Below are 21,660 nucleotides of genomic sequence, written 5' to 3' on the forward strand. Positions count from 1 at the left end.
TTAAAGTCTAGTTGCACAAACCAACTATCTAGTTCGTCCCCGGAGGCTCCCGATGTCCGCTACCCCCACCGACCTGGGTGAGGCGCCACCAGCGCCGGTTCGCACCGGTGCCGTCGTGCCGGTGCTCGCCTCGGCCGGTATCACGGTCGCCCTGATGCAGACCCTGGTGATCCCGCTCGTCCCGGAGCTGCCGCGGCTGCTGCACGCCTCGGCCGCCGGAACCGCCTGGGCGATCACCGCCACGCTGCTCGCCGCCGCGGTCGCGACCCCGATCATGGGCCGCCTCGGCGACATGTACGGCAAGCGCCGGATGCTGCTGATCAGCATCGGCATGCTGATCGCGGGCTCGGTCGTCGCAGCACTCAGCGACTCACTGACGCCGATGATCGCCGGCCGTGCGCTGCAAGGCCTGGCCGCGGGCGTGATCCCGCTCGGCATCAGCATCATGCGCGACGAACTGCCGACCGAGAAGCTCGGTACGGCGACCGCGCAGATGAGCGCCTCGCTCGGTGTCGGCGGCGCACTCGGACTGCCCACGGCGGCGCTGCTCGCCGAGAACTTCAACTGGCACACGCTGTTCTGGCTGTCGGCCGGACTCGGCGTGATCGTCTTCGGCCTGGTCCTGCGGTTCGTCCCGGAGTCGGCGGTCCGCTCCGGCGGCCGGTTCGACCTGCTCGGCGGGCTCGGACTGTCGATCGGCCTGATCTCGTTGCTGCTGGCCATCTCCCAGGGCGCGAGCTGGGGCTGGACCGGCGCCCGGACGCTCGGCCTGTTCGCGCTCGCAGTCGTCGCGCTGCTCGCCTGGGGCTGGTGGGAGCGTCGTACCACCGAGCCGCTCGTCGACCTGCGCACGACCGCACGCCCGCAGGTGCTGCTGACGAACCTGGCGTCGATGGTGTTCGGCTTCGCGATGTTCGCGATGTCGCTGGTCCTGCCGCAGTTGCTGCAGATGCCCAAGGCAACTGGTTTCGGACTCGGCCAGTCGATGCTCGCGTCCGGTCTGGTGATGGGCCCGTCGGGTCTGATCATGCTGGTCGCCGCACCGTTCTCGGCGAAGATCTCGAAGACCCGCGGCCCGAAGGTGACGCTGATGCTCGGCGCGCTCGTGGTCGCGGCCGGGTACGGCGTGGGCGCCGTGCTGATGAGCTCGGTCTGGCAGCTCGTGCTGGTGTCGCTGCTGATCGGCGCGGGGATCGGCCTGGCGTACGGCGCGATGCCCGCGCTGATCATGAGCGCGGTACCGGTCTCCGAGACCGCCGCCGCGAACAGCTTCAACACCCTGATGCGGTCGATCGGGACCTCGGTGTCCAGCGCGGTCGCGGGCGTGATCCTCGCGAACCTGACGATCAGCCTGGGCGGCTACACCCTGCCTTCGCAGAGTGGCTTCCGGGTCGTCCTGCTGATCGGCGCCGGCGCCGCACTAACCGCCCTCGCCATCGCATCCCTCATCCCCACCCGCCGCACCGAGCAGCAGCTCGACAGTACGTATACCCCCACTGCAGAAGCGGTCACGCTCAGCGGCTCGGCGAATCAGGCGTAGTGGAGGTATACGTACTGTTCTCCCGCAGCTAGGCGAGGAAGGCGAGGGTGCGCTGGAGCAGGAGTCTGGCGGCGACCTCGTCGTAGCCCGGGAGTGAGGAGTCGGCGAACAGGTGCTCCTTGCCGGGGTAGAGGAACAGTTCGGCTTCGTCGACGGCGGCGACCAGTGCGCGGGCAGCGTCCAGGTCGCCGCCTTCCTCGGTGAAGAACGGATCCTCGTCCATGCCGTGCACCTGCACCGGTACGCCGTCGGGCCAGGCGCCGAACTCCTCCACCGGCAGGCACGAGTAGTAGAAGAGCGCGCCGGCGGCACCGGGACGCGTCTGCGCCAGCTGCTGCGCGGGCACCACGCCGAGCGAGAACCCGGCGTACACCACGTTCTCGGGCAGGCTCTGCGCCGCCTGGACGCCGCGCTCCGCGACGACGCCGAAACCGGTGGTCCGCGCGTAGTCCATCCCCTCCTCGAGCGTCGCGTAGGTGTTGCCCTCGTACAGGTCCGGCGTGTGGACGGTGTGGCCCGCCTGCCGGAGCTCGTCGGCGAACGCCTTCACCCCGTCGGTCAGCCCCTGTGAGTGGTGGTACAGCACGACCTCGGCCATCATCAGCTCCAATGATCCAAATATCTCGAACAATCGGCGATGCTAGTCTATTCGAACCATGCCGAACAAGGTCCCCGACTACGAACTCGCGGACACCGTCGAGCTGACCACCGCGGAGCAGGTGCGGGCGATCAGCGATCCGCTCCGGACGACGATTCTCGGGCTGCTCCACGAACGGGCGGCGACGGTGACGGAGCTGGCCACCGCGGTCGGGCGGCCGAAGAGCACGGTCGCGCACCACGTGAAGGTGCTCGCCGACGCCGGCATCCTGCAGGTGGTCCGGACCCGGCGGGTGCGGGCGATCGAGGAACGGTTCTACGGGCGCGCCGCGCGGATGTTCTTCGTCGGCCTCGGCCGGCAGGGCGACCACGGGCAGCTGCCCCACGATTTCAACGATTTCGAGGTCGCGGCCGAGGAGTCGAAACCGGCGTACGACGCGGGGCAGATGCGCTCGTTCATCCGGCACGCCCGCATTCCCGAGGAGCGGGCCGCCGAGTTCTGGCAGCAGGTCGACGCACTGATCCACACCTTCGACCAGCTCCCCCGCGCCGGCGACACGACGTACGGCTTCACGGTCGGCCTCTACCCGATCGGCGACTACCCGACGCTGCCACCGGCCGAAGAGGGTGTCTGATCCTCCTCTGACGCAAGCCGGTCGAGGACGCCGACCAGCCGGTCGAGTACGTCGCGTGCGACGGCGTACTCCTCCTCCCCGAACTCCTCGGCGAAGCGGCGCTCCAGCTCGGTCAGATGCCCGAAGCCGTCGCCGGCCACGGCCAGTCCGCGCTCGGAGTACGTCACCACCTTGGCCCGGCCGTCCTTCGGGTCGGACCGCATCTCCAGCAGATCGAGGGCGACCATGTCGCGGATCACCTCACCCATCGACTGGCGGGTGATCCCGGCCCGGGCGGCCATGTCGGCGGCTCGGGCGCCGTCGGAAGGCAGAAAGCCGAAGACCGAGTTGTGGGCCATCTTCACCTCGGTGTGCCCGTCGGCATGGGCACGGCGGACCATGTCGGACTGCAGCGCGCGGTTGGCGCGCTCGACCAGCGCGATCAGCGGCTTCCGATCGAGACGTGGCACCTGAGGCCTTGACATGTCGTAAGGATACCTTCCAATATTTCGACAGGAAGCCTTACAGTATCAGGGAGGGTCCGATGGAGGCCAGGGAGCTGCACCCGGTGGTGGCCGACCTGTTCGCGCGGGGGCGGCGGACGGTCCGGGTCGCGATCGAGCAGGAGTACGTCGTCGCCGCGGCCGATGGGAGCGTGGTGCCGATCGAGGAACTGCGGCGGGCGGCGGAGGGGTCGCCCGCGGCGCCGCACCTCAGCTTCGAACCCGGCGGACAGCTCGAACTGAGCCTGCCGCCGTCGCACGATCCGCTCGGCGACCTGCGTTCGCTGACGGCCGACCTCCGGCGCCGGCTGGGCGGGATCACGCTGCGGGCGGTCCCGGTCGACCCGCGGCCGGACGTGCCGCTGCAGCTGACCTCGGCGCGGTACGTCGCGATGCAACGGCACTTCGACCGCATCGGGCCGGCCGGTCGACGGATGATGCGCCGTACCGCGTCCACTCAGATCTGCCTGGACTGGTGGCCGGGGCGGGCCGGCATCGAGCAGTGGCGGGTACTGAACCTCGCCGGTCCGTTCCTCGCGGCCCGCTTCAATCGCAGCGACCGGCTCGCGACCTGGCTGGCGGTCGACCCGGCACGGACCGCCTTCGACGACAGCCTGCTGCGCGATGAGGACCCGGTCGCGTCGTACGCCGCCTTCGCCGCGGCCGCGACCGTCTTCGTCGACGGGCCGGTCGGGCACCTGAGCACGCTGTTCCCACCCGTCCGCCCGCGCGGGACGTACCTCGAGGTGCGTTTCCTCGACGCGCTTGAACCGGACGCAGTAGAGCGAGCGGTCGCCGTACTCGAGCAGCTCATGTACGACGACGTACGCCGGCGCGACGTACTGCGGGCGCTCGAAGGGTCTCGTTTGGCAGAGCTGTGGCGCGCGGCGGCAGTCGGCGCACTTGATCAGGAGATGGCGGCATGAGCGGCGTTCTGTTCGTCACCGATCCCCTGGTTGGATTGCAGGGCGAGATCGACGCCAGCGTGGGGTTGATGGGTGCGACGCAGGATCTGGGACTCGACGTCTGGTGCTGCGGTCCGGAAGAGCTCGCGGTCGTCGACGGACGGGTGTGCGCGCACGCCCGCCGGATCCGGCTGCGTCCGCGGGTCGCCAGTGACGATCATCGGTGGATCGTCGACCCGACGTGGTGGGACGAGCTCGGTACCGCGGTCGTCGACGTCGCGTCGTTCGAGGTGGTGCACCTGCGGATCGATCCGCCCGTCGACGCGCGGTACCTGCACACGACATACCTGCTCGACCTCGTCGAACAAGCCGGTACGCGGGTGATCAACCGGCCGGAGGGGATCCGGGCGATGCACGAGAAGCTCGTCGCGCTGCAGTTCCCCGAGCTGTGCCCGCCGACGTACGTCGGTGCTGATCCGCAAGCGCTGCGGTCGTTCGTGCGGAGGGTGGGCACGGCGGTCGTGAAGCCGGTCGACGGGTTCGCGGGGATCGGCGTCTGGATCGTGCGGGACGACCGGAGCGCGATCGCGTTGCTGGAGTCGGCCACGCACGGCGGGCGCCGGCACGTGATCGCCCAGCAGTTCCTGCCGACAGTTGCACAGGGCAACAAGCGGCTGTTCCTGCTGGACGGCGAGATCGTCGGCGCGGTCCTGCGGCGCCCGGCCGCCGACGACTTCCGGATCGGGCCGCCGGTCGCGCCGGCCGACATCGACGACCACGACCGCGCGATCGTCGGCGCCCTCGGACCGGTGCTGCGCGAGCACGGCCTGGTCATCGCCGGTCTCGACGTGATCGACGGCCGGCTGATCGAGGTCAACGTCACCTGTCCCGGCGGCATGCACAAGACCGACGCCCTGCTCGGGACCAACCTCAGCCACACCATCGTCAGCAGTCTGTTCAAGGGAGCACTGGTATGAGCACGATCACCGTTGTCTGTACGGCCCTGCTGGCCATCCTGTTGTTCCTGCTCGGCGCCAACGTCACCCGGAACCGGGCGCTCCGCGGCGGCGGCAACCAGCAGCCGACCGACCCGGCCGACCGGCTCTTGATCGCGGTCCGCGCGCACGGCAACGCCGCCGAGTACATCCCGACGATGATCGTGCTGCTGCTGGTCTGCTCGGCGCTGTCCGACAGCCGGCTGATCGACGTCCTCGCCGTCGCGGCCGTCGTCGTCCGGTTCACGCACGCGATCGGCATGCTGCGGTCCGCTACGCTCGCCGCGCACGGACCGCTCCGCGATATCGGTGCCCTGGGCACCTATCTTGTCGGGATCGCGCTCGGCGTCACCGCGATCGTGACGATCTGAAAGCGGTCGGCGTGGCGCCGGTGAGCTGGCGGAACACCCGAGCGAGGTGCTGGCTGGAGCTGAAGCCGAGGCTCAGCGCAAGCGCGGTGACGGTCACGTCGCTGGTCTCGAGGAGTTGGCGGGCGCGGTCGATCCGGCGTTCGTTGAGGTAGCGGTGCGGCGGCTGGCCGAGCTCACCGGCAAACAGTTCGGCCAGGTACGCCGGCGCGAGCCCGACGCGGTCCGCCAACTCCTTGAGCGTCCAGTGCTCGTGGAACTCCTGGTCGAGCAGGCGTTTCACCGTCCGTACGGCGGGATGCATCGCGAGCTGCGGTACGGCGGCCGGCGCCAGCGACCGGGAGAACGCGAGCACCAAATGGTCCACCGCGAGCGCCAGCCCCGTCTCGGCGTACTCGTACCGCGTGGTCAGCTCCCGGACCAACTGCGCGAACGCGTACGTGAGCTCGCCGGCCTCTCGATGGACGACGGTCCGCGGCATCCTGAGTCCCGGGTGGCGCGCGCCGACCACCTCCAGATCGACCGCGGCGAAATAGAAGTGGTGATTGCCGGATCGACCCGCGAGGTGGTGGGTGACTCCGGGCGGTACGGCGAACAGGTGCCCTGGACGCAGTGCGTAGCTCTCGCCGCCGGCGACCCAGTGCGTGGTGCCGTGCTGCTGCAGGTAGATCTCCCACACCGGGTGGTCGTGCGGCTCGATCAGGAACTGCTCTGGCACCCACTGCTCGCCGGCGTGCAGCAGGCCGCTGCCCGGCGCGAATCCGTCCGCGTGGAAGCCGGCGCGCAGGCCGCTGGGCCGATGGAGGGACACCTGAAGATTGTGTCCAGTTGCCTGAACATCGGCAACGCCGCGGAGGTCGAACGATTCGTAGGTTGATGGGCATGGACGCTGACGACATTGCCTTCTACCGCGAGCACGGTTACTGGATCTCACCCGTGATCGTGCCCGACGACGTACTGGATGCGGCCGAGCGCGGCATGGAACGGTTCTACGCGGACGATCACGATCGGGCGTTGCCCGACATACCGGCGACGCGCGGCTGGCGGCCGGCGGACGGCGACGTACTGCGGAAGAACGACTACGCGTCACTCCGGGTGGACGAACTGGCCGCGCTGGTACGGCATCCGGCGATCGGCGCGACGGCCGCTGCACTGTCCGGGGCGGAGGGCATCCGCCTGTGGCACGACCAGTTGCTGTTCAAGCCGCCGGGCGGTTCGGCCACGGTCGGTTGGCACACGGACCGCCAGTACTGGCAGTCGTGCACGTCGGACGAGATGCTCACCGCGTGGGTCGGGTTCCACGACGTGGACGAGGTGAACGGCGCGGTGGGGTTCATGCCCGGCAGCCATCGCTGGTCCGTCACCGGGCTCGACTTCTTCTCGCAGGACTCCGCCGGCCTGCAGGCGTCGATCGTCGCCCAGGGCTACGACCCCGTCCCGTTCGTCCCGCGGATGAAGCGTGGCCAGGTCAGCTTCCACCACTGCCGGACGGTGCACGGGAGCTCGGCCAACCTCTCGAACGCGCCCCGCCGATCGCTCGCGATCCACCTCCAGCCACTCGACAACCGCTGGCGCCCCGGGTCCACGCACTCCAACGATCTCCTCGCCCGCAACAACCCCGACCCCGACTACACGGACCCGGCAATCCAGCCCCAACTCTGGCCGCCACCGCATTGAGAAACGGACCGGGGATCGAGGTGCACTGGGAAGGGCCCTGGGCCTCTGGGTATCCGATCGCTCAGAGCAACGACCCGGAGTGGCCGAAACGCCTCCTCCACGCTGCCGCGGCCACCGGATCCTGAATTTCGCGTCATGGATCGGCGGCGCGAGCGTCTCAGGGCGTACGAGTCGCCCGCCGGCCAGGTGGGCGACCACGATCGGTAGTCAAAACGGGGACCCGCCATGGTGATCGACAAGCTGCTGCACGAACCAGATCCAGCGACGCGAGGGCGGCATCGGCTGCGCGGGCCGAGCCACGACACGGTGTTCCGCCCGCTGCTTCAGGCGCTGGCGGGTGGATCGGATCCTGTGCCGCATGCGGCAGCCGCGGGACGGCGGCTCGCGGAGCGCGAGGTTCCGTTGACGGCGGCCCTCGACGTACTGCGGAAAACGTATTCGGCGGCCGGCGAGGAGCCGTCGTTCGAGGCGATCCGGGCTTTGTGCCAGAGCTGGACCGAGTGCACGCTCACCTACCTGCACGCCTCCTCCTGCGAGGACGCCGGCACCGGACTCGCCACCACGCCGCACCTGCGGACCCGGCTGACCGAGCTCTACCGGATCGCCGAGCGCCACGGGTGGTACCTCCCCGACACCCACACCCTGGTGATCACCGAGCCGGTGACCGCCCATCCCTGCGACTCCCAGCTGGCCAACCTCGGCGGCGCGCTCGGGACCGTGTTCCGCGAGCCCGAGGTCATCGCCCGCCTGGGCGCCGCCCGCGTCGCCACGATCGTCCGCGTGGACGACCATTTCGCCGAGCACGTCGGCACGCTGCGCTCGATGATCGGCTACTGGCCCGACGACGCCGAGCCCGGTACGGCGGGAACACCGCGCACCAAGATCTGGTCCGAACGCCTGCCGACGCTCTCCGACTGGTCGGACAGCTTCGTCAACGATCTCGCGCTGACCTGAGCTACCGCACTAGACGGGAGTAGTACGCGCGGGCGTCCGGGGTGCGGCCGGTGCCGAAGACGCGGAGGGCCTCGGCCAGGTCGGGGTGGTCCCGCTCGAGCAGGTGGGCGGCGGCTTCGAGTTCGGCGGCCGACGCCACGGCCCGCAGTACGTCCTGGATCACCGTCACCGGATCCCCCGCTTGCTGAGGGCGAGCGGGTGGAGCCTCGGGCGTCACCATGGTCAGCGTGGAACGTTCGGCCGCCCGTACGTCGGCGAGCCGGCGCGACTGCTCGTCCGGCGGGAGCTCGTCCCACGTGGCGTCGCCGACCATCGCCTCCAGGTGCAGCAGCCGGGAGAGCACCGCGGGACTGCTGATCTTCGACCGATGACCGGACATCAGCTGCGACAGCATCGGCGCCGAGAGTCCCAGTACTCCGGCGAGTTGCGCCTGCGAGAGCCCGAGGCGCGCCAGCAGCCGGCCGAACCGGTCGCCGAGCGGTTCGCCGTACCACTCGATCTGCCGCTCGACGTTGCGGGTGTGCGCGTCGGTCACTGTTCCTCCGAAGGCTTTGCGGTTGCAAATCACAAATGCAAACGCTAGGGTCGCACTTGTTCCGATCTGCAAACACTGGGAGTTAGCAATGATACGCCGCGCTGCACTGCTGGCCGTAGTCGGGCTCGCCATCGCGTTAACGTCTGCAAACGCAGCCGCGACCCCGGCCGCCGACCCGTACTCGCCGGTGATGGTCGTGCTGGACTCGTCCGGGTCGATGAAGGCGCGGGACGCCGGCGGCCCGGGGACCCGGATGGACGCCGCCAAGCGCGCCGTCTCCTCGATGGTCGACGGGCTTCCGGCGCAGGCCCGGGTCGGGCTCACCGTCTACGGAGCCGGCACCGGATCGGCAGGGTCCGAGAAGGCCGCCGGCTGCCGCGACGTCCAGGTGGTCCAGCCGGTCGGCGCGGTGAACAAGCCGGCGCTGAAGGCCGCGGTGAACCGGGCCCAGGCGCGCGGCTACACCCCGATCGGCCAGTCGTTGCGGACCGCCGCGGCGCAGCTTCCCGCCGAGGGGCAGCGCTCGATCGTGCTGGTCTCCGACGGCGAGGACACCTGCGCACCGCCGCAGCCGTGCGAGGTCGCGAAAGAGCTGCACCGGCAGGGCATCGACCTGCACGTTCACACCATCGGTTTCCGGGTCGGCGCCGCCGCCCGCGCGCAGCTCGCCTGTATCGCGCAGACCACCGGCGGCACGTACCACGACGCCGACGACGCCGGCACGCTGACCGGCGTACTCGGACGCGTCACCGAGAAGGCGCTGCGGCACTACGAACCGATCGGCAAGCCGGTCACCGGCACGAACGACCCGACCACGGCGCCGCTGGTCGCGCCCGGGCAGTACGTCGACACTCTCAACTCGCAGGAAGAACGCTTCTACACGGTCGATCTGAAGGACGGCGAGACGCTGTACTTCGCCGGCACCGCGATCTTCCCGCGCGGCAACGTCCGCGACGTCGAAGCGCTGGACATCCGCATCACCGGCCCGGGCGGCGCCGACTGCAACAAACGCGAACGGCAACTCCACACCCGCGCCAAGGCCGACGGCGGGAGCCTGAGCACCGTTCTGCGCTGGGACGAACTGGCGGACGGCACCAGCCAGAGCAGGACGTGTGACGAAGCAGGCCGCTACACGCTGCGGCTCACCCGCGACAACAAGGGCACCGATCGCGTGCCGGTCGAGCTGCTGGTCCGGGTCGAGCCGCCGGTCACCGGCGGGAAGGGCGATCCGGAGCAGGCCGCGCGCGTCGAGTTCGCGGGACAGCCGGCCGGCGCCGGTCTGGCGGTCCGTGGCGGCGGGTCGTTCAACGAGGCCACCACACTGGCCGGTCCCGGCCGGTACGCCGAGACGGTGTACTACGGCGAGCAGCTGTTCTACCGGGTCAAGCTGGACTGGGGACAGGGGCTCGCGTACCGGATCACGTACGGCGGGGTGCCGGACGGGAAGACCGTCAACGTCGCGACGTCGCTGTTCAACCCGGTGCGGGACGAGATCGACAGCGACACCACGGCGTACACCGGGAACACGATGACGCTGCCGTACAACGGCAAGCCGATCGCCACGACGCGCGTCATGTACCTGAATCGCGAGGGCGGCGCCGCCGACATCCGGAAGATGGCCGTCGACGGCTGGTACTACATCATGGTCAAGCTCGGTGCGGCCGACGGCGCGGGCGGCGTACCGGTCAAGATCGACCTGGCGGTCGCGGGGACCAAGGTGAACGGACCCGAGTACAACACCGTGGACAGCACACCCGAGGCGACACCCAGCGAAACGCCCACCAGCTCGCCGTCCTCCACCCCTGAGAACGGCTCCGGGACTGCGAGCGGTCCGATCGACGGTAGGGCGACCTCGGACGACTCCGGGTCGGCGCTCCCTTGGGTCATCGGAGGGGCCGCCGGACTGCTCGCGGTGACGGGTGTCGCGATCGCCCTGATCCTGCGCAACCGCCGCCCACTCAACTGATCTTCACCCACAGGTACGACGAACCTTGCTGGCGGCACTCGACCCGAGTGCCGTCAGCAGCCTTTTCGACCGTGCCCGCGACCTGCCACCCGCACGGTTGCCCGGCCCGGATCTGCGGATCCGCAGACCGTGTCGCCGAGCTCGCGGGCGTCGCGGTTTCGGATACTCCAGTGCCAAGCGGCGACGCCGAAGTCCCCGGCGGCAGAGGTGATTCCCCGAACGGATCGAACACCGCCAGCAACGCAGCACTCCCGCCCCCAACCACCGCCACCATCACAGCCGCCGCGACAACAACCGCCGTACGCCGCCCGCCCTTCCGGCGCTCGGGGGTTTGCTCGGGTAGGTGGTCGAAAACTTCGATGACTTCGCCGTCGGGGGTGTGGACGGGAACTACGAGCGGCTCGGCCAGGGACGGGGCGAGGGCGGCGAGGGCTTCGGCTGCGGATTCTGGGCGGTCGGCGGGGTCGGCGCGGGTCAGGTCGGTGACAACGTCCCAGATCGGGTCGGTAGCGTCGAATGGACGTGTGGGCAGGGATCCGCGTTCGGGCGGCTCGGCGCCGGTGAGCAGCTGCCACGCGGTCACGCCGGCGGCGTACAGATCCTGCCGCGGTGATGGCGCGGCCCCGGCGAGTACCTCGGGAGCGAGGTAACCCGGCGTACCGACGACCGTCCCGTGAACCGTCAGCCTCGGCTCCCCCATCGCGATCGCGATCCCGAAGTCGCTCAGCCGGAGCATCGGCCGACCAGTGCCCGTGGTCTCCAGCAGCAGGTTCGCGGGCTTCACGTCGCGATGCAGAACCCCGGCGGTGTGGATCTTGTCGAGCGCCCCGAGCAGCTGACTCAGCAGCTCGGCGGCGAGCCGCGGCGGGAGCGGTCCGAAATCCGCAACGAGGTTGTCCACCGAGCCGCCGCCGACGAGATCCATCGCCAGCAAGGCCATGTCGTCGTCGGCCGCCCAGCCGTACGGCGAGAGCACGTTCGGGTGATCCAGCCGGCGGCCCTGCTCGCGGACGAAACGCAGCAGCGCACCGGCATCGCGCTGCCGCAGCACCTTGGCCGCGCACAGCCGCTCCTGCCGCCGGTCCCAGGCCCGCCACACCGTCCCTGCTCCACCGACCCCGATCGGGTCGAGGAGCTCGAACCGCCCGGCGAACACATCCGGCACCCCGTGGACCTCCTAGTACATCGCAGCTCGACGCACACCGTAATCCATCACGGTCTTCTGATCGTGAAGCGCCGGTAGTAGCTCGCGACCCCGAGGAACGATTCGTCCTCCCCGCGCCCGATCTCCGTCATCCCCAGCGACTCCAGGATCCGCACAGACGCCTGGTTGGCATCCACCGCCTCGGCCCAGATCTCCTCGAGCCCCAGTTCATGGAATCCCCACTCGAGCCCAAGTCGCGCGACGGTCCCTCCGAGGCCAAGACCCCAACGACCCGAGGGCCCGACGACGTACCCGAGTTCTCGATGCGCCGGCTCCGCGCCCGCAAGATCGACGTACCCGATCACGTCGTCGCCGGCGACCGCCGCACGTCGGAGAAGATCCGGATTCGGCCGCTCGACCAGCGCCCGCCAATGCTCCTCGAGCGCGGCGTCCGGCAGGTCCACCGTCCACCCGGCATGCTCACAGAACCGCCGATCCCGCCCCCACGACACGTAGGTCGCGATATCCGCCAACTCGAGCGCCCGCAGAAACACCCGCGCCGAATTGCTCATCCGATGCCTTTCAGGATTTGGCCGTGGTCACCGTACAGCGATCGGTGAGGCCGTTTCATCTTGCTTCTGGCAACGACCAGGTCGCGCGGTGAACTCTGGACAATCCGTACGCCGACCTGTGTACTCGGCAAGTTGGCGCTGAGGAGGTGACGATGACAGCCATCAAACTGGAGTCGGTGTCCAAGGTGTACGGCGGACATCATCTTGCCGTCGACAACGTCTCACTGGAGATCGCCGACGGCGAATTCATGGTGTTGCTCGGACCGTCCGGGTGCGGCAAAACGACCATGCTCCGGATGATTGCCGGTCTGGAGGAACTGACCGGCGGAGAATTGTGGCTCGACCGCACTCCGGCCGCAGATCTGACGCCCAAGGACCGCGGTGTCGCGTTCGTCTTCCAGAGCGGCGCGCTGTACCCGAACCGGACGGCCCGCGAGAACATCATGTTCCCGCTCCGGATGGCCGGCGAAGAGCCGGCCGCCGCGAGCACGAAAGCCGCCGGGCTGGCGAAGATCCTGCGCATCGTCCCGACCCTCGACCGGCTGCCGCGCACCCTGTCGGGCGGCCAGCGGCAGCGCGTCGCCATCGGCCGCGCGATCGTGCGGCAGCCGCGGATCTTCCTGATGGACGAACCGCTGTCGAACCTGGACGCGACGATGCGCACGGAGCTGCGTCAGGAGATCGGGGCCATGGTCCGCGATCTCAAGGTGACCACGGTCTACGTGACCCACGACCAGGTCGAGGCGCTCACCCTCGCGGACCGGATCGCGATCATGCGCGACGGCCGGATCGAGGATGTCGGGACGCCCGCGCAGATCTACAACGACCCGGCCACCGCCTTCGTCGCCGGTTTCCTCGGTACGCCGCGGATCAACCTGCTGTCCGCGACCGTCCGGGTGACCGCACGGCACCGGGTGAGCCTCGACTTCGGGACGCAGACCCTCCCGTTGCCGCCGACCGACCGCCGATCACTGATCCTGAGCCGGCACGACGGCGCCCGCGTGATCGTCGGCGCCCGCTCGGACGCCATCACACCGGCCGCCGACGGCGACGACACGGACCAGCTGTCCGGAACGCTGCGCGCCCTCGAGTTCCACGGCAATCAGTGGATCGCCTTCATCCATTGCGGTATCGAAGTACTCAACCCCGACTTCGTCGGACCGGCCCCGACCACGTCCCGGTCGCTGGTCGAACGCCCGCGGATCCGGCATGCCGCCGCCCACGGATCGGCCCTGAGCACGATGGCCAGATCGGTCTTCCGCCGCTCCGCTGCACCGCCTCCCACCGAACCGGACGATTCCCCGACGCACCGCCGAGCCGACCTCGTCCTCGAGGTAGCCGCCGACACCAGCCTCACCACCGGCGGCAAGATCCACCTGACCGTCGACACCTCCCGCCTCCACATCTTCGACCTCCACGGCCAACGCATCGACCGCGTCACCCGGTAACCCGGCAGCGCCGGGAAGGTGTGGACCGCCGCTGTGGTAGATCACTGACGGTGATCAGAAGACTGCTGCGCGGCCGTCGTCTCGTGATCGCCATCGTCGTCGCACTCGGTGGGCTCGCGGGCGGAGGGTTCCTGATCGGGCGCCCGGTGTGGAATGCGCGGTGCGCTGCCTCCTTCGACGAGATCCCGTCGAAGGAGCTGGGGCAGTTCCGCTCGCTCCCGGTCGCGAAGAGTCCCGTCGCCCCGCTGGGCGCGGCCCGCAGCGCCGTCGTCGTACCGCACACCTACGGCGTCGCCGGCGCGCAACTGGCCGGCTCCGAGGACAGCAACGTCAGGCTCGTGATCGGTGCCGGCGGTCTGAAAGGAACGGCAACGTCCGGCGGCGTCGTGCAGGTCGGCGGCGAGACCAGCCGCCCTGCGTGGGGTCGCCGCCAGGCAGGGTATGCGCTCGGTGGCCAAGGGCGACGCGCTCTTCACCGTCCGCGGCAATGATTCCGGGGACTCGGCGGATCAGGACGTGCGGTTGTCGCGGCTCGACACCGGGTCAGGCGAGGTGAGCTGGGACGTACCGGTCAAAGCCCTCGCCCAGGCCGATTCCCTGCATTTGCTGGGCGATCGGGTGTTGCTGAGTCCGTTGCGCGCCGACATGGACGACCAGGACAGGGCGGCAATCCTCACGCAGGATCGCGAGCGTTCTGAACTCAGCTGATGCCCTTGAGGAGCTGGCGGGCCATGACGATGCGCTGGACCTGGTTGGTGCCTTCGTAGATCTGAGTAATCTTGGCGTCGCTGACAGGCCCGATCTAGGCATGGGTCCGATCTGGCCCTTGACCTGCACGTTCGTGCCCAACGATGTCCATCAGTTCTCGACGTTCGTCAGCCTCTGACGGAGCAGGAACGGAGCAGACAGAGTTCCATGGTGATGCGGTTGATTGAACTTCGTCACGGGCCGTCCGCACCGTCCGGCAGAGTGGTGATGAAGGGAAGGTCAACGTCCAGATCGGCCCCTACGGCCCCGGAACGAAGCTTGTTGGTCAGTTGACGAGCGTCCAGGGCGCGTTCACATTTGCGCGGTGCGACCTCCAACGTGAGTGAGTGAACAAGAGCCATCGGTGCGGCAAGGGAGCTGGCGAAAGCGTGCGTCGTCTGCGGCGTGGCCAGCACCACGTCGACCCGGCCCTCCAGCTCCACTCCGAGCGATTCGCTGATCAGGATCGTACGAGCCCCAACGCCGGTGGCATGGTCGATGATGGCGTCAATCTCGCGGAATCGACGTCGTAGCGCTCCGGTCACCCGGGCGTATGCCGAATCGCTCCCGTTCCCGGAACAGTCGCTCGACGCAGCGATGGCCATCCTCACGGTTCACCATTGGTCCGACCTGACAGCCGGCCCCGCCGAGCTGCGACGAGTGTCCGCCCGCCGGGTGATCCTCACCTGGGACCCAGTCACAGAGCGAGAATTCTGGCTGCTGCGAGAGTACCTTCCAGAACTCGCGGAGAAGACCGCCGGACTCACCTCGCTCGACGCCGTAGTGACCTCGTTGGCACGAGTCGGGGCGGACGTGAGCGTCGTGCCGGTTCCGATACCGGCCGACTGCACCGACGGATTCCTAGGCGCCTACTGGCGACAGACGCATCGGTACCTCGATCCGCAAGCGCGCGCCGCAATCTCCGCCTTCACGCACCTCGACCGCCACGTCCTCGGGCCGGCCCTCCAGCGCCTCAAAGCCGACATCACCACCGGCCGCTGGCACCACGGCCGCAAGTCTCTCCTCAACGCCGACACCCTGGACCTCGGCTACCGCCTCGTGACAGCCCACTGAGGCTCGGGTCGATCGGGACTGCCTGGGTTCGGTTGGTACGTCGCGCAGCCGGCCGGTGTCTTGGGGCCGCGGAGGTGTGGTCGGCTGAACGACTTGCAGGCCGCCTCGCCCCTTCGAGGTCCGAGACGGCGATCACCCGGCGCCCCGGTCGTACAGCCGCAGCGCCACCGAACGCCCAACCGCACCGAATCCCCTGCACCACGATCCGGGCACCGTCCATCATCAGCCGGTCTGTTTCATCGAGCGTCTCGGCACAGGCGGTCGGGCCGCAGCGATGTCCCCCAGCGAGTCAAGTGGGATCCCGCCAAGGGCCGTCGGCCGTCCGACGGATCGGCCGATCTCGTCGTGCACCAGGCCATCGCCGTCTCGCCCGTCCCCATGTCCAGGCCTGGCCAGTCGTCGGTCAGGTCCGAGATCCGCACTGCGAACGACCGGATCAGCGCGTCCTGCTCGCGGGTGTCCAGCCACGCCGGTGCGGCAATACCGGACTTCGCGCCACCATGCGGCAATTCGACCGCCGCGCACTTCAGCGTCATCCCGCGGGCCAGCCGGACCACCCCAGCGGCCGTCACCTCGGGCCCGAAGGCCTGACCACCGCACTCCTCACCCGACCGCCGCCACCGCCACCGCCGACGGCAGCGGCGGTCGGCAGTAGCAGCGGCCTGCGGCGAAGCGCGGGCGGAGGTCACCCCACCGCGACACTCTCGTCCTCCGTTGCATGCGCGCCGGACGTGTTCTTCTTGTCCGCAGAAGGACGAGCGCGAACGGTTCATCAGGGCTGAGGTTTGTCAGGGAGTCCTGATCCAGTGTTGGTTGGTACTTCCGCTGAAGTCTCGCAGGGTAGGCGAACTGCTGCCGACCTGCTTCGTCAGGAACTTGGCCGTGAAGCCGTTTCGGATCAGCTTGAAGCCGCCGGAGACAAAGTCGAGGTTCCACCTCTGGCTCAGCGTTCCGTCACAGGGTCGGCCGGCGACGAGACCACTCGAGCCACCATCCTGCGTGTCGAGGCAGTGTCCGGTAGCTCGGTTCTTCGCGATGACGGAGATACCGTCAGGCGAAGTCGTAAGGTCCCAAGCCGCCAGGCTCCCCGTGAGAGGCCCAGTCTTGACACTCGACAGATTGAAATTCGGGTTCTTCGTCGCGAACAGCTGCTCATTGGTGTTACGTGCCTTGAAGAAGGCGACTGTCGCGGACGGCTGGGCGGCAGCTTGTGTTGATGCGGCGAGGGGACCGATGATCCCTCCTGCAACCGCAATGATGACTGTTGCGCCCGCCCGGCGAAGAGCACGAGACGACATGAACATGAGAGCTCCGTTTCTTAAAGACGTTGCATAGTGTGCGTCAGCACGCGAGGTCAATCGGTTCCGAGCGCCTCGTCACTCAGCAATACGCCCCATCTGCGCGGCCGGTTCTCCGACGCCCTCGCTGCAGCCTCTACGAGGTCCTGACCACGAGCCCGTTAAGAGCGAGTCAGCGGCGTCCCACAGTCTCGTCAGACCTGGTCTGCGGCCAGGCCGCTCCCCCGGCGCCGGACATCCAGCACCTGACCATCAGCCGCACGCGCCGGTACCGTCGGGCACCACCGACCCGGAATGGCAGGCCAGCAGCCGCTTCGTACCTGCTGGCGGTGCCGGGCCGCGCGGGGTCCGACCCCCTGACGCGACATTGGCGACGCGATCCGTCACCCACCCACAACTGCTGCCTGTGGCAGGCGCCGCCTGCCGACTTCTCCGCCCTGGCCAACGGTCTCCGACTACCTTCGCGCCTGGATCCTGGGGAGCACAGGCGACGTTTGTCGGCAGACATCGTGCGGCTGCATGGTGGAACGCCGGCACGTCCGCCTGCATCGCGCACATCGATCCGGTTGACTTCAGCGGCGGCGGGCATGCACCTGCCAAGACAGCCTCGCGGATCAGCTCGTCGTAGTGGAAGTAGTTGGTCAGCGATGACACGACCGGCCGCGTCTTTCGGGGCAGCCATCATCTGACCGATGCGCAACGTGCTCGGTAGCAAGCATCAGTCAGAACATGGTGCGCATAGCCCAACGCGAAAGGGCGTTGGGGCCGTCGACGTTTGCGCCCACAAACAGTCATCGCGTCTCAGGTCCTCACACGGGCTGATGACCGCCTGGGCTATCTCGACCTCAGTGGGTTCATGCGGTGCGACCTACAGCGCCGCCTCGACCCCAACCAGTGCAGCGCGCACCGATGCGGAATCGCCGAGATCACCCAGCACAGGGGTCACCCGTTCGGGCAGGAGGAACGCGGCTCGACCGACGTCGCGCACCAGCGCCCGCGCGCCGCGAGCTGCACCACCGACGGTGCCCGCGATACCTGTCACCAAACCGTCAGCGAGGTTCCACCCGCTGTGGGACGTACCGGAAGGCGGCGCTCTCCTTCCGCTCGAACCCACGACGAAGAAATAGGCGCCATACCAAGTCGATAGGCCTACCGCCAAAGGCGTAGCGCACTCGCTCACGATCGCGGTCGGTGAGGCCTGACAGTACCCAGGCGATCATGAAGGGCATCTCCTTGGGCGCATATGCCGTCTTGAAGTGTCGCTTCTCGACGGCGACCCAGTCGGCATGCTGGAGGTGCCGCTGGACCAGCGCCATCGCTTCTCGCTCCTCATGTCCGAGGTGCCAGTCGAGGGCTCTGGCGGTCTCCGCGAGTTCATGCGCGAGCCGGTCTCTCGCCGATGCCTCAAAAGCCCTTGCCAGGGATGTGAAACCGTCCAGGCAAGCCGCCAGGAGAGGGTCGATGCCGGCGTGTTCCTGCGCCATGTCTCGCAGCGTTTCCAGCCCGTGAACGTCGTATGCCTGCGCGGCTCGCTGCTGCAGCAGCGGCCACAGACCTGCATCTTCGGCCGAATGGTGCTTGTGCAGAATCTCGCCGAAACGCCGCCATCGTTGCTCTAGCGCGATCCAGGTCGGTGTGTCCGCGGGTGGAGTTCGCTGCACTGCCGCTAGGAAGTTGGCCAGGTCCCGGCGAAGCGCAAAGTGCATCATGTACATCGCCACCAGGTCGACAGGACCACCTGGTGCCGACGCCTGGCCGGGCAGCATCACTTGCTGGCGGGCCGACATGTTCTTTCCCACTTTGACTTACCCTCTTGTCGACGCTGGCCTGGATCATCAGCAATACGCGAGCTGATGCGGATCCGGATCATGAGTGCGACGTAGGACCTGCAGCAGCGGTCCCGAGCCGGGTGCTGCGAGTTGTGCCGGGCTTGGGAGTCACAGGCTGGCGCATACGGCCTGATTGATGCTCGCCCGGCCATCCTTCGATTCCGCGGCGATCGATCACGTGATCCTCGGCCACGGCGACTAGAATTCCGTCGTGGTCGAGGCCACCCTGGCCGACGAGGCGACCGCTGCCTCGATCCGGAGTACTGCTCGAGAACGCTCTTCAAGTCTGCGGAGGATGCGCCGTGTTAGCGACCCCGCTCACGGTCGGCTCCTCAGGCGTGACCGAGTCTCTATGCCTGGGCGTGCCGTTCGGAGGCATCCCTGGCCGGCCGTCGCACTGCCGCGTTCTCGGTGTCCTGTTCGCCGCGAGCGGATCTACGTCGCGTCAGGTCATCTGATATCGAACGGTGGTGAACGCTCGCAGCCGCTGTCTGTTGCCCGGGCCTGGGCCTGGATGTAGCCACGCCAAGACCGCCCCGGCGGATGATCTGCAAGGTTGTCCGATAGCCCGTCGTCGACGCCGAGTGCGCTGTCCCGCGCGATCGAGCCACGCCGGCCCGACCGCGTGGGAGGCAATGCTCTCGAGGATCAGGCGACTGACTTGGTGAACTGTTGTGCGAAGGTCCCGGTCTTCGGCTTCTGAACGAATCTGATGAAGACGGTCGGCGAAGAAGGCGACTCAAGGGTCATGTAGAGGCCGCTCAAGACATTTCGAAGGTAGACGTGAGCAAGATTTCCTGGATCGCTGGAGTAGTCCCACTTCTGGCTCGGCGATCCGTCGCACGTCTTGGAAATGATCCTTGCACCGATCGCGATGGAGTCGTTCTCCACATCCAGGCAGCCTCCCCACCAACTGGTGTCGACGAGGCTGAAATGCCCGTCAGCGAAATAGCGATACTTGAACTTCTGGTTCGCCAGACCCTCGTAGGTCTGCTGATAGACGCTACCTGGAGACTGCCACCAGGAGCCGACGGCCAACGCCTTGCCACTGCTGCGTACCAGCCACTTGGTCGAGAAACTCGAGTCCACTGGGAACCCGTCCGCATGGGCCGGCGTCGCCGCGGCGGTACCGGCCGTCAGGGCCACCATGCCGCAAGCGATAAGCGCTCTGCGGAGCCGCTTCTTGAACACTGATCCTGCCTCCTGTACGTCGCCATATGGGCTCCACGCTCGCCCAGTTCCACGTGCTGTACGGGGCCGGTGGCCGCGTCGGTTCACACATCGCTGCCGGCGGCTAAGTCCTCGGTAGGCATAGTCACTCGCGCGGCCGGAGGTCTATTGATGAACGTCCGGATCCCATCCTCAACAGGATCAGGCGTGGCCGGGGCAACACCGACATGGCAGCTCTGGTCCGAACCGCTTCTGGGGCGAGGGCCGTATCGCTTGGTGAACGAGCCAACAAGTTCTTGAAGGGATCACTCCGATGCGCTCCATTCGTCTCCGTCGGCCTGCGGCCGTCGCCATGCTCGCCGCGTCCGCGGGACTGGCGCTGGCCAGTCAGGCGGTACAGACCGCTTCTGCCGCGACGTTCTTCCGGACTGTCAACAGCACGTCCATCTCGGGCCAGCAGGCAAGCCTGCAGATGTCGATCAGCTCGGCGCAGAACAACTCCGCGCTGAAGTTCGTACCGCGGTTTCAGGGAACTTCGGACTGTGCGACCTGTGGCGTGCCGAACACGCCATCAGAGTTGGCCTGGGGCCAGGTCAAGTTCGTGCCCAACTCCACAGGGGTATCTCTCGTGAACAAGGCGACCGGCAAGTGCGCCGACGTCGAGGCCGGAGCCCAGCAGAACCCGGGGCAGGCGGTTGGCGCCAAGGTCGTCCTCGCGGTGTGCGACGGCACGCTCAGTCAGCGCTGGAAAGTGAGCTTGTTCAGTGGCAACGGGTCGACGTTCCAGAACCTGCTGCCCGGGACCGGCAAGGTGCTGGTGCTCACCAACAACAACAACGGCAGCAACAGTGGTCAGGCGATCCTCGAGCCGAGCAACGTCAACGTCGGCCTCTCGAACGCCGAGAGGCTCAAGCACATCCAGATCTTCGGCAGCACGTTCGTCAACATGCAGCAGTAGGTAGGTCCGAACGCGAACCAACGCCGCGGCGCCGCGCCGCGGCGTTGGTTCGCGTTCCACTGGGCGTGTTGTTACCGGCTACAGCATCAATTAGCGGTACGAGGGCTGGTTCGATTCCACGCCGGACCACGCGACTCCCTCGGCTGGGTCTCTCCATCCTGCTGACGCTCGATGCAGCACCGAGCGAGCCCGACTGCACTCCAGATGGTTTCCGATCGATTCGAAGCCTTCAAGCGCCGTGCGCGCCAGTCGCGCAGCCCCCACCCTGTCGCCCGCCGCGAGCTGAACTTGGCTGCCGGCCAACATGGCGAAGGCCGCGGCCTCGCTGTAATCAACGCTCCAAGCAGCGTCAGACGCACGCTCCGCCCAGGTCCGTGCGGACTTCACGTCGTCCCGCGCCAACTCGGCCCGGGTGAGCAACTCGTAGACCAGCGCTCGTGCGGGACGCCCAACACGGATCAACTCGACACCCCCCGGCAGAGCTCAGGATCCTCGACACACACCGTGCGACGTCACCCCGCATGAGACTCAGCTCACCCATCACCGCGACCGACGAGACGCCGAGCCCGGACCAGCTGTACACGGCAAACCGCTCCGCGTCATCTCCGAGCCGGAGAGCGTCGGCGGATCCTTGCACCGTCGACGTCCAGGCGAGATACGCCGCGCCCGCACCAGCGAGCAATGTGTTTCCGCACTGCTCGCTCGAACTGCGGGCCTCAAGTGCGCATCGCTCGGCGGCCGCGGGCTCACCACGGCGCAGAGCCAC

General features: G+C 68.1%; 25 protein-coding genes and 1 pseudogene. 13 read left to right on the forward strand and 13 right to left on the reverse strand.

Annotation, left to right across the window (positions count from 1 at the left end):
• The first annotated feature begins 52 nt into the window (after positions 1-52).
• Complete coding sequence (locus E0H50_RS13285; RefSeq protein WP_131287622.1) at positions 53-1,540, forward strand: MFS transporter; 1,488 nt, start codon at positions 53-55, stop codon at positions 1,538-1,540.
• A gap of 28 nt (positions 1,541-1,568) precedes the next feature.
• On the opposite strand, the gene E0H50_RS13290 is transcribed toward E0H50_RS13285, so the two are convergent.
• Positions 1,569-2,171, reverse strand: a complete 603-nt coding sequence (locus tag E0H50_RS13290; RefSeq protein WP_238150946.1) for a dienelactone hydrolase family protein — start codon at positions 2,169-2,171, stop codon at positions 1,569-1,571.
• Positions 2,172-2,196: 25 nt separating this feature from the next.
• Here E0H50_RS13290 and E0H50_RS13295 point away from each other — a divergent pair, with 25 nt between their 5' ends.
• Positions 2,197-2,772, forward strand: coding sequence for an ArsR/SmtB family transcription factor (locus E0H50_RS13295; RefSeq protein ID WP_131287625.1), 576 nt, complete (start codon positions 2,197-2,199; stop codon positions 2,770-2,772).
• On the opposite strand, the gene E0H50_RS13300 is transcribed toward E0H50_RS13295, so the two are convergent.
• Positions 2,736-3,236 carry a MarR family winged helix-turn-helix transcriptional regulator gene (locus E0H50_RS13300; RefSeq protein ID WP_131287628.1) on the reverse strand — a complete coding sequence of 167 codons (501 nt, stop codon included), beginning with the start codon at positions 3,234-3,236 and terminating at the stop codon, positions 2,736-2,738. The two genes, E0H50_RS13295 and E0H50_RS13300, sit on opposite strands and share 37 nt — an antisense overlap.
• Positions 3,237-3,295: 59 nt before the next feature.
• On the opposite strand from E0H50_RS13300, the gene E0H50_RS13305 reads away from it, so the two are divergent.
• Genes E0H50_RS13305 through E0H50_RS13315 form a run of 3 tightly spaced genes read left to right on the forward strand, consistent with a single transcriptional unit; the run spans position 3,296 to position 5,525 of the window.
• A complete protein-coding gene (locus E0H50_RS13305) occupies positions 3,296-4,180 on the forward strand; it encodes a glutamate-cysteine ligase family protein (RefSeq protein ID WP_131287631.1) in 885 nt (294 codons plus the stop codon).
• Complete coding sequence (locus tag E0H50_RS13310; protein WP_131287633.1) at positions 4,177-5,136, forward strand: ATP-grasp domain-containing protein; 960 nt, start codon at positions 4,177-4,179, stop codon at positions 5,134-5,136. The genes E0H50_RS13305 and E0H50_RS13310 overlap by 4 nt, the downstream gene beginning before the upstream one ends.
• A complete protein-coding gene (locus E0H50_RS13315; protein ID WP_131287635.1) occupies positions 5,133-5,525 on the forward strand; it encodes an MAPEG family protein in 393 nt (130 codons plus the stop codon). The genes E0H50_RS13310 and E0H50_RS13315 overlap by 4 nt, the downstream gene beginning before the upstream one ends.
• Here the strand turns inward: E0H50_RS13315 and E0H50_RS13320 are convergent.
• The gene (locus E0H50_RS13320) at positions 5,503-6,333 is read right to left on the reverse strand and encodes a helix-turn-helix transcriptional regulator (protein WP_165547089.1); all 831 of its coding nucleotides are present in this window, start codon (positions 6,331-6,333) and stop codon (positions 5,503-5,505) included. The genes E0H50_RS13315 and E0H50_RS13320 overlap by 23 nt on opposite strands.
• A gap of 71 nt (positions 6,334-6,404) precedes the next feature.
• Between E0H50_RS13320 and E0H50_RS13325 the strand changes: the two genes are divergently transcribed.
• Both E0H50_RS13325 and E0H50_RS13330 read left to right on the forward strand, forming a co-directional pair.
• Positions 6,405-7,199, forward strand: coding sequence for a phytanoyl-CoA dioxygenase family protein (locus E0H50_RS13325; protein ID WP_238150947.1), 795 nt, complete (start codon positions 6,405-6,407; stop codon positions 7,197-7,199).
• A 225-nt stretch (positions 7,200-7,424) separates the two neighbouring features.
• Positions 7,425-8,153, forward strand: a complete 729-nt coding sequence (locus E0H50_RS13330; protein ID WP_131287643.1) for a hypothetical protein — start codon at positions 7,425-7,427, stop codon at positions 8,151-8,153.
• Between the two features lies 1 nt (position 8,154).
• On the opposite strand, the gene E0H50_RS13335 is transcribed toward E0H50_RS13330, so the two are convergent.
• Positions 8,155-8,688, reverse strand: coding sequence for a helix-turn-helix domain-containing protein (locus E0H50_RS13335; RefSeq protein WP_131287646.1), 534 nt, complete (start codon positions 8,686-8,688; stop codon positions 8,155-8,157).
• 88 nt (positions 8,689-8,776) lie between these two features.
• On the opposite strand from E0H50_RS13335, the gene E0H50_RS13340 reads away from it, so the two are divergent.
• Positions 8,777-10,654, forward strand: coding sequence for a vWA domain-containing protein (locus E0H50_RS13340; RefSeq protein WP_131287649.1), 1,878 nt, complete (start codon positions 8,777-8,779; stop codon positions 10,652-10,654).
• Here the strand turns inward: E0H50_RS13340 and E0H50_RS13345 are convergent.
• Together E0H50_RS13345 and E0H50_RS13350 are read right to left on the reverse strand one after the other, a co-directional pair.
• Positions 10,647-11,819, reverse strand: coding sequence for a serine/threonine-protein kinase (locus E0H50_RS13345; protein ID WP_131287652.1), 1,173 nt, complete (start codon positions 11,817-11,819; stop codon positions 10,647-10,649). The two genes, E0H50_RS13340 and E0H50_RS13345, sit on opposite strands and share 8 nt — an antisense overlap.
• A gap of 47 nt (positions 11,820-11,866) precedes the next feature.
• Positions 11,867-12,370 carry a GNAT family N-acetyltransferase gene (locus tag E0H50_RS13350; RefSeq protein ID WP_131287655.1) on the reverse strand — a complete coding sequence of 168 codons (504 nt, stop codon included), beginning with the start codon at positions 12,368-12,370 and terminating at the stop codon, positions 11,867-11,869.
• A 152-nt stretch (positions 12,371-12,522) separates the two neighbouring features.
• On the opposite strand from E0H50_RS13350, the gene E0H50_RS13355 reads away from it, so the two are divergent.
• The 3 genes from E0H50_RS13355 to E0H50_RS13365 are packed head-to-tail and all read left to right on the forward strand — an operon-like array spanning position 12,523 to position 14,526.
• Positions 12,523-13,818 carry an ABC transporter ATP-binding protein gene (locus E0H50_RS13355; RefSeq protein WP_165547090.1) on the forward strand — a complete coding sequence of 432 codons (1,296 nt, stop codon included), beginning with the start codon at positions 12,523-12,525 and terminating at the stop codon, positions 13,816-13,818.
• Positions 13,819-13,868: 50 nt separating this feature from the next.
• Positions 13,869-14,309 (forward strand): hypothetical protein, encoded by a 441-nt coding sequence (locus tag E0H50_RS13360; RefSeq protein WP_131287658.1) that lies wholly within the window; start codon positions 13,869-13,871, stop codon positions 14,307-14,309.
• Complete coding sequence (locus tag E0H50_RS13365) at positions 14,269-14,526, forward strand: hypothetical protein (RefSeq protein ID WP_131287661.1); 258 nt, start codon at positions 14,269-14,271, stop codon at positions 14,524-14,526. Before E0H50_RS13360 ends, E0H50_RS13365 begins: the two co-directional genes overlap by 41 nt.
• Here the strand turns inward: E0H50_RS13365 and E0H50_RS13370 are convergent.
• Together E0H50_RS13370 and E0H50_RS42870 are read right to left on the reverse strand one after the other, a co-directional pair.
• A pseudogene (locus E0H50_RS13370) lies at positions 14,519-14,605 on the reverse strand (acyl-CoA dehydrogenase family protein); the annotation flags it as partial. The gene E0H50_RS13365 and the pseudogene E0H50_RS13370 sit on opposite strands and share 8 nt — an antisense overlap.
• 154 nt (positions 14,606-14,759) lie before the next feature.
• Positions 14,760-15,170, reverse strand: coding sequence for a MurR/RpiR family transcriptional regulator (locus tag E0H50_RS42870; RefSeq protein WP_165547073.1), 411 nt, complete (start codon positions 15,168-15,170; stop codon positions 14,760-14,762).
• Here E0H50_RS42870 and E0H50_RS13375 point away from each other — a divergent pair.
• Positions 15,067-15,639, forward strand: coding sequence for a class I SAM-dependent methyltransferase (locus E0H50_RS13375; protein ID WP_131288553.1), 573 nt, complete (start codon positions 15,067-15,069; stop codon positions 15,637-15,639). The two genes, E0H50_RS42870 and E0H50_RS13375, sit on opposite strands and share 104 nt — an antisense overlap.
• Before the next feature lie 236 nt (positions 15,640-15,875).
• Here the strand turns inward: E0H50_RS13375 and E0H50_RS13380 are convergent, their stop codons facing one another.
• From E0H50_RS13380 to E0H50_RS13395, 5 genes are all read right to left on the reverse strand, one after another.
• Complete coding sequence (locus E0H50_RS13380) at positions 15,876-16,328, reverse strand: Glu/Leu/Phe/Val dehydrogenase dimerization domain-containing protein (RefSeq protein ID WP_202868124.1); 453 nt, start codon at positions 16,326-16,328, stop codon at positions 15,876-15,878.
• Positions 16,329-16,427: 99 nt separating this feature from the next.
• Entirely contained in the window at positions 16,428-16,943 is a 516-nt protein-coding gene (locus tag E0H50_RS13385; protein ID WP_131287664.1) for a hypothetical protein, read from the reverse strand.
• An 862-nt stretch (positions 16,944-17,805) separates the two neighbouring features.
• A complete protein-coding gene (locus E0H50_RS42875) occupies positions 17,806-17,979 on the reverse strand; it encodes an SDR family oxidoreductase (protein WP_165547091.1) in 174 nt (57 codons plus the stop codon).
• Between the two features lie 7 nt (positions 17,980-17,986).
• On the reverse strand, positions 17,987-18,736 hold the full coding sequence (locus tag E0H50_RS13390) for a hemerythrin domain-containing protein (protein ID WP_131287667.1): 750 nt from the start codon (positions 18,734-18,736) through the stop codon (positions 17,987-17,989).
• 678 nt (positions 18,737-19,414) lie between these two features.
• Positions 19,415-19,957: an RICIN domain-containing protein gene (locus E0H50_RS13395; RefSeq protein WP_131287670.1), complete on the reverse strand. Its 543-nt coding sequence runs from the start codon at positions 19,955-19,957 to the stop codon at positions 19,415-19,417.
• 292 nt (positions 19,958-20,249) lie between these two features.
• On the opposite strand from E0H50_RS13395, the gene E0H50_RS13400 reads away from it, so the two are divergent.
• Entirely contained in the window at positions 20,250-20,894 is a 645-nt protein-coding gene (locus E0H50_RS13400; RefSeq protein ID WP_131287673.1) for an RICIN domain-containing protein, read from the forward strand.
• Positions 20,895-21,660 lie beyond the last annotated feature (766 nt).

It is taken from the genome of Kribbella sindirgiensis, from assembly GCF_004331435.1.
Classification (GTDB): domain Bacteria; phylum Actinomycetota; class Actinomycetes; order Propionibacteriales; family Kribbellaceae; genus Kribbella; species Kribbella sindirgiensis.